Below are 15,545 nucleotides of genomic sequence, written 5' to 3' on the forward strand. Positions count from 1 at the left end.
TAATAGCTCCTTCGTTTTTATTTTCCAATTTCCAGTGCCTTTAACAACATATTTTTACTCGCATTCATTGATGTGATATTTGCTTCATACGATCTGGTTGTACTCATTAAATCAACCATTTCTTTTAATGGGTCCACATTCGGCATTTCTACATAACCAGCTTCATCAGCGTCTGGATGATTGGGGTTATAAACAACCTTAAATGGCTCATCATCTTCAGTAATTTCTGATACTTTCACTCCAGAACCCTGGTCTGATGAGTTAGTTGCTTTATGTAAGAAAGATTTGAAATTTTGTCCGTTAGGTTCCATAACAACCATTTTCCGTCGATAAGGTTCATATTCACCATTTTCATTCATTGTGGCCCTGGTTGTTTGAGCATTAGCAATATTCGAAGAAACAACATCCATTCGAAGCCTTTGCGCTGTTAGTGCACTTGCACTTGTGTTAATTGCATTAAATATTGACATAATTACCTCCCTCCTCTAATTACCGTTTGAAGACTGCTGAATTTACCATTCATACGATCAACCAAACTTCGATAATAGATTTGATTTTTTGCTAAGTCGGACATTTCTTTGTCTATGTCAACGTTATTCCCATTGTGGTTATACATAGAATTCCTATTCGTAATTGTTTGAAAAGATTGGTTAGTATTTACATTGTTAAAAGATATATGTTTCGGATGTGTTCGCTTTGTCTCAAAGGATGTATTTAATGCCTCATTTAACACATTTTTAAATGCAACGTCTTTTGACTTATAATTAGGTGTGTCGACATTTGCAATATTGTTTGAAATAGTCCGGTTTTTAGCCGATGCATAATTAAGGGAGTTTTCAAGTTTTTGGAATGTACCACCAAATAATTCCATTGCAATCCTCCTAACTTTTAGTAAAAAGACCGACATAAACTATTTTATGTATACGAACATTGTAATTTATATCAGATTTAAAGTCTATCACATTTCGACAATTTTCTCTTTGGGAAAAATAATTAGTTAAATTTATCTAGGACTATTAGCATGTAAAACATACTTTTTTTTACAGAAATTGATATGAAATGTTAATTTTTGTGAAATTATTACCTTTCAAAAAAATTTTTTCATACAAAAAAAAACGGTTATCCTCGGGATAACCGTTTTTTGTATGAATGTTTTATCTTGAACGTAATTTTTCCAATTCTACGAGGAATTTACTGTTTAATACTTTAATGTAAGTACCCTTCATTCCAAGTGAACGTGACTCAATTACACCAGCACTCTCGAGCTTTCTTAAAGCATTAACAATGACTGACCTGGTAATTCCAACTCTGTCTGCAATTTTACTTGCAACCAGCAGTCCTTCGTTACCATTTAATTCTTCAAAAATATGATCAATTGCCTCTAATTCACTATAGGACAGAGAACTAATTGCCATTTGGACTACTGCTTTACTTCTAGCTTCAACTTCAATTTCTTCTGTTTTCTCATGCAATATTTCCATGCCTACTACAGTTGATCCATATTCAGCAAGAAGTAAATCATCATCACTAAAACTATCATTTAATCTGCTTAATATAAGTGTACCCAGACGTTCTCCTCCACCAATTATCGGAACAATAGTAGTCAAGCCACTACCGAATAATTCACGATTTTCTACTGGGAATGCAGTATAAGGGCTATCAATATCAAGGTTTGCAGTAGTTTCATGAATATTGAATAATCCATCTGTATATTCCTCAGGAAATTGCCTTTCCTCAAGCATAGATTTCATGCGTTCATTCTCGATTTCCTGGTTAATTGCAAACCCTAACAACTTTCCTCGTCTGCTCAAGATAAAAATATTACCTTTGATTACATCTCTTAAGGATGCAGACATCTCATTAAAGTTCACCGATTTTCCTGTTGCTTTTTGCAACATAGCGTTAATTTTTCTTGCGCGATCTAAAAGTTCCATAATGATCCTCCATTTCGTTAATTCGATTTATAGTATAAATTGACTTAAATCTTTGTTTTTAACAATATTACTTAATTTTTTATCGACATATTCTTTCGTAATATCAATTGTTTCCATATTAATATCCGGTGCTTCAAACGATAAATCTTCTAAAAGCTTTTCTAAGATGGTATGGAGTCTTCTTGCACCAATATTATCTGTATCCTGATTAACTTGATAGGCAATTTCTGCCAGTCTATTTATAGCTTCGTCCGTAAAAACAACATTTATACCTTCAATTTTAATCAATGCAGTATATTGTTTTAACAAAGCATTTGATGGTTCTTTCAAAATTCGTTTAAAATCTTCAACGGTTAGCTTTTCAAGTTCTACTCTGATTGGAAATCTTCCTTGTAATTCAGGTATTAAATCAGAAGGTTTTGCCATGTGGAATGCACCTGCAGCTATAAAAAGCATGTGATCCGTCTTCACAGGACCATGTTTTGTTACTACAGTAGATCCTTCAACAATAGGTAAAATATCGCGCTGTACCCCTTCTCTTGAAACATTTGCAGAATTATCCTGTTTTGCTGCAACCTTATCAATTTCATCGATAAATATTATGCCTGATTGCTCGGCACGCTGAACAGCCTCTTGACCAGCCTCTTCCATGTCAACCAGTTTATGCGCTTCTTGCTGTGTTAGAATTTTTCTTGCTTCAGAAACAGGAAGTTTACGTTTTTTCTTTTTCTTAGGCATAAATTGACCTAAAGCATCTTGCATGTTTGTGCCCATTTGCTCCATTCCTGATCCCTGAAGCATATCAAACATTGATGGTGGCACTTCTTCAATTTCAATTGTTACTAAATTATCCTCTAACTCTCCAAGGGATAACTGATTTTCTACCCGCTTACGTTTATTCTTAATTTCCTCATCTTTTGGTGCATTTTCACCCTCATCGTTCTCTTCCTCAGCCGAGAATAACATTTCAAACGGATTTTTCATACTATTTTGCTTTTTTGCTTGTGGTACCAGTAATTGAACTAGTTTTTTATTAGCTTCAGTCTCTGCTTTGCCCATTACTTCACTCATTTTTTCTTCTTTAACCATCCGCATAGACATTTCAACCAGGTCACGAATCATTGATTCAACATCACGACCAACGTAACCAACTTCAGTAAACTTCGTTGCCTCAACTTTCACAAAAGGTGCACTAACTAATTTAGCCAGTCTGCGGGCAATTTCAGTCTTTCCTATTCCTGTTGGTCCAATCATTAAAATGTTCTTTGGTACTATTTCTTCTTTAATATCCTCATCAAGCTTCATTCTGCGGTACCGGTTCCTCAATGCTACAGCAACCGATTTTTTTGCATTATCCTGACCAATTATATACTTATCTAACTGACCCACAATTTGTTTTGGCGTAAAATCAATACTCATTATTCACGAAGGCCTCCTCATTAATCAAGTACCTCTAATGTAATATGGTCATTTGTATAGACACATATTTCACCCGCTACTTCCAACGCTGCTTTGGCAATCTCTTTCGCTGTTAAACTTTCTGAATATCTTACTAAAGCTCTCCCAGCACTTAATGCATAGTTTCCACCAGAACCTATTGCAAGTATACCATCGTCAGGTTCAATGACTTCTCCAGTGCCAGACACAAGGAACATGTTCTCTTTATTCATCACAATTAGCATAGCCTCTAATTTACGAAGAACTTTATCACTACGCCATTCTTTTGCTAACTCCACAGAAGCTCTAGCAAGATTTCCGTCATATGCTTCAAGCTTCCCCTCAAATTTTTCAAATAAAGTAAAAGCATCCGCAACAGACCCTGCAAACCCAGCTAACACCTGCCCATTAAATAATGTACGAACTTTTTTTGCTTTATGTTTCATGACAACAGCATTTCCTAATGTAACCTGCCCATCGCCACTCATTGCACATTGATCGTCATGTTTAATAGCAAAAATCGTTGTAGCATGCATTTCAGCTGCCACTATCATCACCTCTTTGATCTGAATATTTATCACTTGCTCTTGGATGACTATTCATATATACACTACGCAAACGATCCTTTGTTACATGTGTATATATTTGAGTAGCTGATAAATTTTCGTGCCCTAATAATTCTTGGACTGTACGGAGATCAGCACCCTCATTCAACATATGTGTTGCAAATGTATGCCTCAGTTTATGTGGGTTAACATGTACTGTTAATGCTGCTTTTTCAACTATCTTATTGAGAATCAGTCTCATTCCTCTTGAAGTCAGCGGAGCACCTCTAGCATTAAGAAAGACGGAGTTTGTAGAACTATTAGCTTTATCTAAAAGTTTATTCCTTCCATCATTTATGTAGGTATCCAATGCAACTTCTGCAAATCGTCCAAATGGTATATATCGTTCTTTTCTACCCTTCCCTTTTATAAACATTGTACCAATAGTGAAATCAATATCTTCCAATAACATCCCTTGACACTCACTTACTCGTATACCAGTTGCATAGAGTGTCTCAATTATTGCTTGATTTCGCTGTCCAACAGGATCGGATAAATCATTCACTTCAAATAACTTTTCCAATTCTTCCATATAAAGAAAGCTAGGTATTGGTTTAGAAGCCTTGGGAAGAGTCACATTAACGAATGGATTGCCAGTCACTTGATCTTCACGTTCCAAAAACTTATAAAAACTTCTAATGCTGGAAATTTTCCTTGATACAGATCTCCTGCTTAACTTTCGGTCGTATAAAATTGTTAAAAACAAGCGAATCTCCTGATAATTAACTTCTTGAAGATTATCAATTCCCTCTTGGTATAAAAAAGCGAAAAAGGTTTCCAGATCATTTAGATAATATTTGACAGTGTATTGCGAAGCGTTTTTCTCTATTTGTAAATACTCAATAAATGCCTCGCTGGATTTTTTAAAATGATTCAATTTTCCACCTCGTTCAAACAGCGAATAAATCATATCACAGAATAATTAGGAAAGCAATAAACTTAACTAAATTGTAACAAAATTCTGAATTGGACTCAATGTCTTCCACTCTAATAAGATAAGGTTACCCGTATCAATAATATTCGGGGGGAACCTAAGTCTGTCAAGTAAATAATCTTACCAATGCGTAATTATATCTTTTTCATATTCAATAGTCAACAATCAAGAATTGAATTATTTAAAAAACTTGACTAATTGTTAAATCAATATTTTTTGAAAGATTTTTTGTTTTCTTAGAAATTTGGAGTGCATGACTTAATGCCATATTACTTCTACACCCAAAACAGTCCTAATTGATTTATTTTATTTTTCGTATCAGTCGTACCTAATTCATATAAACGACGATAAATTTTAATCAGATGATCATCATAACTTCTTCGTTCATCGTCAGCTCCCCACTCATCAAATGGTTTTCTTAAATATTCCGTTGCTTTTCGACCATCCTTATTTTTTCAATAAATTATTGCTGCTTTAACTTCATCACGGCTGGCCATGATTTCATATTCAATGCTGTTATCAGGAACTGAAACTTCGCGTATATGTTCTGTATCAACAGCCACAAAGTTAGTTTTTTGTTCCTTTTTGTTAATAACCTCCCTGTTTATTCATCCTTCCCCTATTTAGTAAGTTAAAAACCTAAATATTATGCAGTAAGTAAGTAGTTATACTTGCTTAACTGCAAAAAAAACTACTCGTTAGAACGAGCAGTTAATTTTGTATACTTTCTTTATAATCACAATTCACACATTGTATTCGAGTTTCTTTTTTATTTTTCTTTTCAACAAGTAATGATTCGCATTTTGGACATGGTCTTGAAATTGGTTTATCCCATGAAACAAAGTCACAATCAGGAAAACGATCACATCCGTAAAAAGTTCTCTTTTTCTTTGACTTACGTTCAACCACATTTCCTTCTTCACACTTAGGACATTTCACACCAATTTCTTTTAAAATCGGTTTTGTGTTCCGACACTCTGGGAAGTTCGAACAAGCTAAAAACTTACCATATCTCCCCATCTTGTATACCATTTCATGTCCGCATTTTTCACAGTCAATGCCAGCAGGTTCATCTCTTATTTCTATCTTTTCCATTTCCTGTTCTGCTTTTTCCAGTCGCTTATGAAAATCTGAATAAAATGTATCGAGTATTTGAACCCATTCTGTTTTTCCTTCTTCAATGGAATCAAGATCCCCTTCCATTTTCACAGTAAAATCTACATCGATTATTTCTGGGAAGAATTCTTCTAGGATATCTATTACAATTCCACCTAGTTCAGTTGGAATAAAGCGTTTATTATCAATACTTACATACCCGCGACGCTGAATTGTGTCCAATGTAGGTGCAAATGTGGATGGTCGGCCAATACCTTGCTCTTCCATTGTTCGAACAAGTCTTGCTTCCGTATATCTTGGTGGCGGCTGTGTGAAATGCTGGTTTGGTGTAACCTCTGTTGCATCAACAACCATACCTTCCTTTAAGTCAGGCAAAAACTTGTTTTCGTCCTTCTTATTATCATCTGTACCTTCTACATATACTTTCATAAACCCTTTAAATTTAACTTTGGATCCAGTTGCTCGAAACTCAACTCCATTGTTTAGTAGGTGAACAGTCATAGTGTCCATAATAGCAGGTGCCATTTGACTTGCAAGAAAGCGTTCCCAGATCAACTTGTACAGACGATACTGATCTCTAGACAAAACGGGTTTCATTGTTTTTGGATCACGTATAGCCGATGTGGGTCTAACTGCCTCATGGGCATCCTGGGCACCCTCTTGTTTCTTACCCTTACTTGTGTTGCCTAGAAACTCCTTACCATACTGTTCTTCTATATATCCTTTAGCCTCTTGTTTGGCGGTATCAGAAATTCGAGTTGAGTCTGTACGCATATAAGTAATTAAACCTGTTATTCCTCCAGATTTTTTTCCTAAATCAATACCTTCATATAACTGCTGTGCAACCATCATTGTTTTCTTAGCACGGAAGTTAAGCTTTCGCGCAGCTTCTTGTTGTAATGAAGATGTTGTAAAAGGCTTAGCTGGATTTCGTTTCCGCTCACGTTTATTTACTTTTTCAACCGAGAATTTTTTATCATCCATTTTTTCGATAATGGATTTTACATCCTGTTCTGTTTTCAATTCCTTCTTCTTGTTGTCAACTCCATAAAATGATCCTTCGAAAACTTCTTTATCTTTGAGGAAACTAGCCTCGATAGACCAATATTCCTCAGGTTTGAAGTTCTCTATTTCCCTCTCTCGGTCAATAATCATTTTTACTGCTACCGATTGTACTCGACCGGCACTTAAACCTTTTTTAACCTTCTTCCATAACAAAGGGCTTATGTTATAACCAACAAGACGATCAAGAATCCGTCTTGCTTGTTGAGCATCAACCAAATCATTATTGATCGTACGAGGATGTTTAAACGATTCCTTTATAGCATCTTTTGTTATTTCATTAAAAACAACACGACATTGTGAATTTTCATCAACATTTAAACTATGTGCTAAATGCCAGGCAATTGCTTCCCCTTCTCTGTCGGGGTCGGCTGCAAGATAAACTTTCTTTGCTTTCTTAGCTGCAGTTTTCAATTCTTTTAAAACATCGCCTTTACCACGAATCGTTATATACTTTGGCTTAAATTGATCTTCTATATCTACACCCATTTGACTTTTTGGTAAATCCCTTACATGTCCCATGGATGCTTTTACTTTATATTTCTTTCCTAAATAACGTTCGATCGTTTTCGCTTTTGCAGGCGATTCGACGATCACGAGGTAATCTGACATTTATTTTCCTCCCAAAATGAGGTTATTATTAAATAAATTGGAAATCTTCACTAATATTAAATAGTTACCATACATTTGTCAAACATGATATAAAATATAATACTCTAGAACAATGCTTTCAAATAACCCAATTCGGCATTATTCTATCCCAATCTTCTAGAATATCACCAGGGTCTAGTACTAATTTCGCACCATCCTGAATCATTTTATGACACCCCTTAGTTTGTTCCAATAACGGGGATCCAGGAACAGCATATACCTCTCTGCCTTGGTCTAAAGCCTGGTCAACTGTAATTAAGGTACCACTCTTATTGGTAGCCTCTATTACTAATGTACCGAAACTTAAGCCACTTATTATCCGATTTCTTTCTGGAAAGTAAAATCGCTCTGGTGGTGAATTAGGAGTATACTCAGAAAGTAACAAGCCGTATTTAGCAATTTGTTTAAAAAGAACTGTATTTTCTTTAGGATATATGTGGTTAAATCCACTACCCAGGACTGCAATTGTCTTTCCATTATTTTGCAAGGCCATCTGATGTGCAAAACTATCAATCCCTGTAGCCATACCACTAACAATGACCCAGTTTCTCTGAATTAATGGCAGAACATATTTCTCCATTTTTAATTTGGCTTCCCTGGATGGTTTTCGTGTCCCAATTACACTCAGAATTGGATTTTGGTGCAATAAATCTGTATCACCAATGGCATATAGTACCAGTGGCGCGTCTTTAATAGTTTTTAACACAAAAGGATAGTTTCCGTCAACTACTGTTATCACTTTATATGATTTTAAGTCACTTTTAAGCTGGTTCTTTAATTCCTGGCTACGAAGGTCTGAATGAAATAAAACTGCATTTTTATGGGGTAATGAAAAAAATTGGGTAAATTGCGTTGAAGTAAGTGTGTAGATGCTTTTTAATGTAGGGTCATAGCGGAAGAAATTTCGGATGGTTTTACGCGTAATACCACGACAGCGGTGCAAATGAATTAATCGTTTTCGAACTAATTCCAATAGATCACTTCCTTATTTATATAGGAGGAACCCAGAAGCAATTTCACCTCAGGGTTCCAAACATTTAATTAATGTGTTTTACATTTGTCTTGAAGATTTTTTTCTTTTAATACGCTAATCATGGTTTCACCCATTACTGCTGGTGTCTCAGCAACTTTAATACCACAATCGTTCATGACACGTATCTTCTCATCTGCTGTACCTTTACCACCAGAGATAATCGCCCCAGCATGACCCATACGCTTTCCTGGAGGTGCTGTAGCGCCACCAATAAAGCCTACTACTGGCTTTGTCATATTAGCTTTCACCCACTCAGCAGCTTCTTCTTCCGCAGTTCCGCCGATTTCACCAATCATAATTACTGCTTCTGTATCTGGATCATCATTAAATGCTTTTAATACATCAATGAAATCAGTACCATTAACAGGATCTCCACCAATACCGACAGCAGAAGATTGTCCATATCCATTTTCTGATAATTGATGCACTGCTTCATAAGTTAATGTTCCAGAACGTGAAACAACACCGATATGTCCTTTCTTATGAATGTATCCTGGCATAATACCAATTTTACATTCTTCTGGTGTAATAACACCTGGGCAGTTAGGACCTACAAGGCGTGTCTTTTTGCCTTCCATATACCTTTTTACTTTGACCATATCCATAACAGGAATATGCTCCGTAATACAGATAGCAAGGTCTAAATCAGCATCTACCGCTTCCAGGATTGCATCTGCAGCAAATGGTGCAGGCACATAAATGACAGAAGCAGTAGCTCCTGTTTCTTCAACTGCATCCTGTACTGTATTAAATACAGGAACCCCTTCTACTTCTGTACCGCCTTTTTTCGGTGTCACACCGCCAACGATTTTTGTACCATATTCAAGCATTTGTTTTGTATGAAATTTTGCTGTACCACCAGTAATACCTTGGACAATTACTTTAGTATCTTTATTTACATATACACTCATTTTCGTCCGTCCTTTCTGCACAAAATACGATCATTTTTTCTAATACAGTTGCCTCTTCTATTGAACCTACTTTACCATAGAGACAATTTTTTCGGCGCCATCAGCCATTGATCCTGCTGACGTAATGTTTAAACCAGATTCGTCGAGTATCTGCTTACCTAACTTAACGTTAGTTCCTTCCAAACGTACTACAAGCGGCATTTCTAATCCTACTTGTTTAGTCGCTTCTACAACACCTTCAGCAATAACATCACACTTCATAATACCGCCAAAAATGTTAACAAAAATACCTTTTACATTGGAATCGGACAAAATGATTTTAAATGCTTCCGTAACCTTTTCAGCTGTTGCACCGCCCCCAACGTCAAGGAAGTTAGCGGGGTCGCCGCCGTAATGTTTAATGATATCCATAGTAGACATAGCAAGCCCTGCACCATTAACCATACAACCAATGTTACCATCTAATGATACATAACTTAGATCATATTTGGATGCATCAATTTCCTTCTCATCTTCCTCATCCAAATCACGTAACTCAAGGATGTCTTTTTGACGAAACATTGCATTATCATCAAAGTTTAATTTGGAATCTAATGCAAGAACCTGTCCATCACCAGTTGTAACAAGCGGATTAATTTCAGCGATAGAGCAATCTTTGTCTACAAATGCAGTATAAAGACTCATCATAAACTTCGCTGCCTTACCAATTAATTCATCTGGAATATTTATATTAAATGCTAGTCTCCGAGCTTGGTAACCTGAAAGTCCCACTACTGGATCAATAATTTCCTTGAAAATTTTCTCCGGTGTTTCTGCAGCAACTTCCTCAATTTCTGTACCGCCTTCTTCTGATGCCATCATAACAACACGAGAAGTAGCACGATCCATTACTAGTCCAACATAATATTCTTTTTGAATATCACAGCCTTCCTCGATAAGAAGACGCTTGACTTCCTTACCTTCTGGACCAGTTTGGTGTGTAACTAATGTTTTTCCTAAAATTTCATTTGCGTATGTACGCACTTCATCCAAGTTTTTCGCAATTTTCACGCCGCCAGCTTTACCCCGACCACCTGCGTGGATTTGTGCTTTAACTACTTTTACGGAACTATCGAGTTTTTCCGCAGCTTCAACTGCTTCGTCTACCGTATATGCAACATGTCCATTTGGAACATTTACACCATAGCTTCGCAAAATATCTTTGCCTTGATACTCATGAATGTTCATCTTTCATCCTCCCATCAAAATTCACTGCATTCCTATTGTATAAAAAAACAACAAATTTCACAACAATAAGTGATTATTAGACAAAATTGACAGAAACTGATCTGAGATGTACCGAGAGTGCTCAGCATTGCAGGTAGTTGCAGTTATATAGGATATCAACTTTTTTCACGGGCACAAACTACCTTTCATTATTATAATCGAATATCGATCGAAAAAAGTGTCATAATATTTTATTAAAATATATGACACTATTTATGGTCGGCAAACGATTGTAATTATAAGATAAGTATTTAGCTAATTTTTGTTAGAATTTGCTACATTTTGGTCTGTTTTGTAGACAAATGCGAACACTTCAGCAACTGCTTGATACAATTCTTCAGGAATAGTTTCATTTATGTTAAGTTCTGCCAAAAGCTCAACTAATGAGGAATCTTCCTGAACAGGAACATTATTTTCCTTGGCTTTTTCTATAATACTTTCTGCTATGAGTCCTTTTCCAGTTGCAGTTACTTTTGGTGCATGCTCATGATCCTGGTCATACCTTAATGCTGCGGCTTTATTTCTTTTTTCAGTCATACCCAATAATCCACTCCCTGATAGGAATTCTGATACGCTGTTTTGAGCTTATCATTATCTGTGTGATTGTTTTCATGAATTGGTTTAATAGTAATAGTTGAAAGCTTATAATTTAATGACTCCAGTCCTACTTTCAACATTGGTTTAAGGGAAGTAGAGTAATCAGCGATTTCACCTTGATCATTATATATGGTTATAGCTACAGCACGTTTTTGAATATTCATGTCAATAATGGTTTCCTTTAGATGTGCTAGTTCCAAATAAAATATTATTCGACAAAAATCAGGGTTTATTTTCCCGTTCTCAGACTTTTTCCCCTCGAAATCTAGTTGCATATCATTAGGTAAATCTAATTTTTCAGCCGGAATCTGTAAGCTTGCTTGAAGAAAATTGGTTGTGTCATTTACCGACTGTATTTGCATTCCATTTATAAAGTTCAATAATTGTTGTGAACGATCCTGAACAGTCCCCTCCGATTGCTGCAGGATTTGCATAAGCATCGATTTAATTGTAGCTGTTTGCTGTTGTCCCATATTATTTGCAAGCTGATTCTCATAGTTCAGTCCAGTAAATCGCAATACTTGTTGTAATTGACCTAAAAATTGTTCCTTTGGAGAAGAATTAAGAAACGATTCACCTAGTTTCATCGTTGTTAAAGTACGCTCTATGTTTGTGTAAGTATCGCTGCTTGCCATCGTTTGTAATACAGTAAGAAGTTGACGCATTTGTGCTGGATTATTCTCTATGAGCTTTGTTAGTTGTTGCTGCTGAGTACCTGAGATAATAGGCATTAAAGACTTGCTTATCTGCTGTTTCAGCTGGGCAAATTCCTGCCCTGGCAATGTTGTATTGTTTGCAGTGGCAGTTTCAACAGAAAGTCCCCAAGTTTGAACAATTGCCTTTGATGTGGCCCTTATATTAGTACTATTACCACTCATTTGTTCTAGCAATCTAATTGCTTTAGTATTGCTTAACTGAAATGGTAATATTGCATGGTTACCTGAAGCAAGATTATTTTGTCTTGAAAAAGCTGCCCATTCTGACTTCCAAGCAGAAAACTCAACATTTGCATCTACAGCTCCAGAGCTTTTTAACACATTAAAGAGTTGTTGGTTATTAGTGGCAGCTTGACTTATTATTTGCCTTACTACCTGATTAGGTCGTTCAGTCATTTGACTGATTCGATTAATTAAATTCTGATGGAGCTGAGTTTGATTAGGATCTTGTCTTAACCGCTGCAACAATGACTTCATTTGGTCTGTCATTCCAGTCTTGTTTGTTGCAGCCAATGCTTGATAAACCGAGTCTGTTATTGGCAATCTTGCCGAAATCATTTCTTTCACTATTTGCTGGGTATTATATTTATTTTGTGCGCCATCCAACTGCTGGAATGCCTTTTGTATTTGCTCTTTTGAAAACGGTATCTTTTCACTGATTAAAGACTGCATAAGTGCAACATTAGTCTTAGTGGGTTTAAGACCAAGTTGCCGTATTAGACTCACCATATTTGTATTAGACTGATTTTTTAATTGTTCTCCAATTACTTTTAAATGAATAACATTATCTGATGCTTGAACTTGAAAATGATACTTTCCACCAACAGCCAAAGAGGCTTCTAATTGAGCGATCATTTTTTGTGTTCCAAGCTGAATTTGTGCTTTATTATCCGGGAATAATTTAACAATTTTTCCTTGAACAATTTGCCCTGGTCTTAAGGTTTGTGTGGAATTAGAAACCTGAGATGAAGTTATTCGCTGTCCTGATAAATGTTGAATACTCATAGAAAGCCCCCCCTCCATCAATCAATTAAGCGCATTTCGTAAAACATACAGGTCTTTAACCGTCGCAGTTGATATAAACTGTGAAGTAACATGGCAAAATAGCAGAGTGATTCGTCATCGCTTCGGAAGTACATTCCGCTGGGTTTTGCTCAATTATTCAAAAAAATAAATGCATATTGTGATGATATAAACAAGATTTTAGACCATCTAAACCAGCAGTTGGAATATGCGAGACTCCTGTGCGACAGCGATCCTAAGAGCCCCCACAGGGAGCGTTCTTTGCGAGCGAGGCAGACTAAGTACTAAGTACGCCTCGTCCTGTGGCAACGTCTGCACTGGCACGTCCTATGCGTTGGAGGCTCGTGGTGAGCCCACGGCTAGGGAAGAAACTGTGAAAGCATAAACTTGAACAGATGTCGCCTTTGTACCCGGAGTGGTGAAAGCGAGTATATTCCAACTTCGCGGTTAGTGAGCCTCACTAAATGATATTAATCGAATCTATGTCGCAGTTTATATCAACTGCGCTATGATTTCGTTATTTTGATAATGCAACAATCTTTTAGATAACGGTTATTAGTTAATAGCATTTCTTACAGGTGCATACGACTTTCGATGATAGGGAGATATGCCGTGTTCTGTTAACATCTCCATATGATGCTTCGTGCCGTACCCCATATTAGATTTGAATTCATAGACAGGGTAATTCTTATGTAAATCCTTCATTAAATTATCACGAGTAACCTTTGCCAAAATACTTGCAGCAGCAATAGTTATGCTTTCTTGATCACCCTTTATAATGGGTTCAGAGGTACATGGTAAATTTTCAAGTGATACGGCATCAAGTAATACATGATCCGGTTTTGGATTCAATTGGTTTATAGCATCATACATTGCAAGTTTTGTAGCTTCGTAGATATTGACCTGGTCGATTTTTTGGCTGCTTATAATGGATATTCCATAACTAACCGCCTGATTCTTTAAAATACTAAAGAACTTGTTTATTGTGGACTCATTCAGCTGTTTGGAATCGTTTAATCCAAGCAATTCAAATTCCCTCGGTAAAATAACGGAAGCGGCTACAACAGGGCCCGCAAGTGGTCCGCGACCAGCTTCATCAACACCAGCTATATACTGGCAGCCATTCGCATAGCAGTTTTTCTCATACCGGGACATTTGCACAAAGTTCTGTTTTATTTTCTGTTCTCTTAGTTTTTGGCGTTCATACTGTTTAATGAGTTTCTGAACTCCTTTTCGCTCGTCCTTTTTCAAATCATTTACAAATGATTCATCAACCTTTTCAGTTTCAAATAGCTTTTTTATCATAGCAATCGATTTATGTTCCATTTAATCACCTTTTTCTATTTCTTTATATCGGCTGTTTCCCTGAAAAAGTGAAAAGTGACATCATCAATAGATGTATGCCACTTAACTTTCAGGTGTTTCAAGTGTGATGTCGCCAAGTTTACCGGTCCTCAGATCACGTATTACCAAATCCGATACTTTTTCAAAATTTACGTTTCCGCCACTTTCCAATGCACCACGCTGTTTTCCAATAGATACAAATATCTCCCACATATCTTCCATATCAGGTTCAATTGTATAGCGCTCTTCAAGCTGTTTGGGGTAATGCTCTTGCATATATTTAATAACGAATGCTACTATATCCTGCAACGATAGGAGTTGATCCTTAATCGTACCAATAGCTGCTAATCGATAGCCAACTATTTCATCTTCAAATTTAGGCCACAAAATTCCCGGTGTATCAAGTAACTCAAAGTCTTTTTTTACTTTAATCCATAGCTGGTGCTTTGTTACACCTGGCTTGTCACCAGTTTTTGCAATCTTTTTATTTGCGAGACGATTAATTAAAGTAGACTTACCTACATTTGGAATACCGATTATCATTGCCCGGGCCGGCCGTGGCTGAATACCTTTTTTTCTTAGTTTTTCCATTTTTTCTTGACCTAGCTCTTTACCTAATTGGATTACTCGTTTCAAGTCAGCCTTATCATTCACGTTAATTGCTATCGCATACACGTTTTGTTCTTTAAAATAAGAGATCCATCTATCCGTTTCACGATTATCTGCTAAATCTCTTTTCATCAGAACAATCATTTTAGGCTTGTTTTGTAAGACTTGTTGCAGCATTGGGTTTTGTGAAGATAATGGGGCTCTGGCATCAACTAGCTCCATTACGAAATCAACTAACTTTAATTTCTCTTCGACTTCACGTCTTGCTTTTGCCATATGCCCTGGGAACCATTGTATAGTCATTGTT

At 36.4% G+C, this 15,545-nt stretch carries 14 protein-coding genes; all 14 read right to left on the reverse strand.

Annotated features, from left to right (window positions below):
• Positions 1-17: 17 nt before the first annotated feature.
• The 14 genes from flgC to ylqF all read right to left on the reverse strand — a co-directional run bounded on the left by flgC (position 18) and on the right by ylqF (position 15,541).
• Entirely contained in the window at positions 18-470 is a 453-nt protein-coding gene (flgC, locus tag BLS02_RS10490) for a flagellar basal body rod protein FlgC (protein WP_092492955.1), read from the reverse strand.
• A 2-nt stretch (positions 471-472) separates the two neighbouring features.
• Entirely contained in the window at positions 473-871 is a 399-nt protein-coding gene (gene flgB, locus BLS02_RS10495; RefSeq protein WP_092492956.1) for a flagellar basal body rod protein FlgB, read from the reverse strand.
• Positions 872-1,154: 283 nt separating this feature from the next.
• Positions 1,155-1,934, reverse strand: a complete 780-nt coding sequence (gene codY / locus BLS02_RS10500) for a GTP-sensing pleiotropic transcriptional regulator CodY (protein ID WP_092492957.1) — start codon at positions 1,932-1,934, stop codon at positions 1,155-1,157.
• Positions 1,935-1,961: 27 nt separating this feature from the next.
• Entirely contained in the window at positions 1,962-3,353 is a 1,392-nt protein-coding gene (gene hslU / locus BLS02_RS10505; protein WP_092492958.1) for an HslU--HslV peptidase ATPase subunit, read from the reverse strand.
• A 20-nt stretch (positions 3,354-3,373) separates the two neighbouring features.
• Positions 3,374-3,919 carry an ATP-dependent protease subunit HslV gene (gene hslV, locus BLS02_RS10510; RefSeq protein WP_092492959.1) on the reverse strand — a complete coding sequence of 182 codons (546 nt, stop codon included), beginning with the start codon at positions 3,917-3,919 and terminating at the stop codon, positions 3,374-3,376.
• Positions 3,909-4,853, reverse strand: coding sequence for a tyrosine recombinase XerC (gene xerC, locus BLS02_RS10515; protein WP_092492960.1), 945 nt, complete (start codon positions 4,851-4,853; stop codon positions 3,909-3,911). Before xerC ends, hslV begins: the two co-directional genes overlap by 11 nt.
• A gap of 768 nt (positions 4,854-5,621) precedes the next feature.
• Positions 5,622-7,700, reverse strand: coding sequence for a type I DNA topoisomerase (topA, locus tag BLS02_RS10520; RefSeq protein WP_092492961.1), 2,079 nt, complete (start codon positions 7,698-7,700; stop codon positions 5,622-5,624).
• 118 nt (positions 7,701-7,818) lie between these two features.
• Complete coding sequence (gene dprA, locus BLS02_RS10525) at positions 7,819-8,712, reverse strand: DNA-processing protein DprA (protein WP_092492962.1); 894 nt, start codon at positions 8,710-8,712, stop codon at positions 7,819-7,821.
• A 68-nt stretch (positions 8,713-8,780) separates the two neighbouring features.
• A complete protein-coding gene (gene sucD / locus BLS02_RS10530; RefSeq protein WP_092492963.1) occupies positions 8,781-9,683 on the reverse strand; it encodes a succinate--CoA ligase subunit alpha in 903 nt (300 codons plus the stop codon).
• A gap of 66 nt (positions 9,684-9,749) precedes the next feature.
• Positions 9,750-10,910, reverse strand: coding sequence for an ADP-forming succinate--CoA ligase subunit beta (gene sucC, locus BLS02_RS10535; protein ID WP_092492964.1), 1,161 nt, complete (start codon positions 10,908-10,910; stop codon positions 9,750-9,752).
• Between the two features lie 294 nt (positions 10,911-11,204).
• Complete coding sequence (locus BLS02_RS10540; protein ID WP_092493241.1) at positions 11,205-11,486, reverse strand: EscU/YscU/HrcU family type III secretion system export apparatus switch protein; 282 nt, start codon at positions 11,484-11,486, stop codon at positions 11,205-11,207.
• Entirely contained in the window at positions 11,483-13,267 is a 1,785-nt protein-coding gene (locus BLS02_RS10545; protein WP_092492965.1) for a hypothetical protein, read from the reverse strand. Before BLS02_RS10545 ends, BLS02_RS10540 begins: the two co-directional genes overlap by 4 nt.
• Positions 13,268-13,840: 573 nt before the next feature.
• Positions 13,841-14,611 (reverse strand): ribonuclease HII, encoded by a 771-nt coding sequence (locus BLS02_RS10550; RefSeq protein WP_092492966.1) that lies wholly within the window; start codon positions 14,609-14,611, stop codon positions 13,841-13,843.
• A gap of 81 nt (positions 14,612-14,692) precedes the next feature.
• Positions 14,693-15,541 carry a ribosome biogenesis GTPase YlqF gene (gene ylqF, locus BLS02_RS10555; protein ID WP_092492967.1) on the reverse strand — a complete coding sequence of 283 codons (849 nt, stop codon included), beginning with the start codon at positions 15,539-15,541 and terminating at the stop codon, positions 14,693-14,695.
• Positions 15,542-15,545: the final 4 nt, after the last annotated feature.

The sequence above is a fragment of the Virgibacillus salinus genome (genome assembly GCF_900102415.1).
GTDB classification, from domain to species: domain Bacteria; phylum Bacillota; class Bacilli; order Bacillales; family Amphibacillaceae; genus Lentibacillus; species Lentibacillus subterraneus.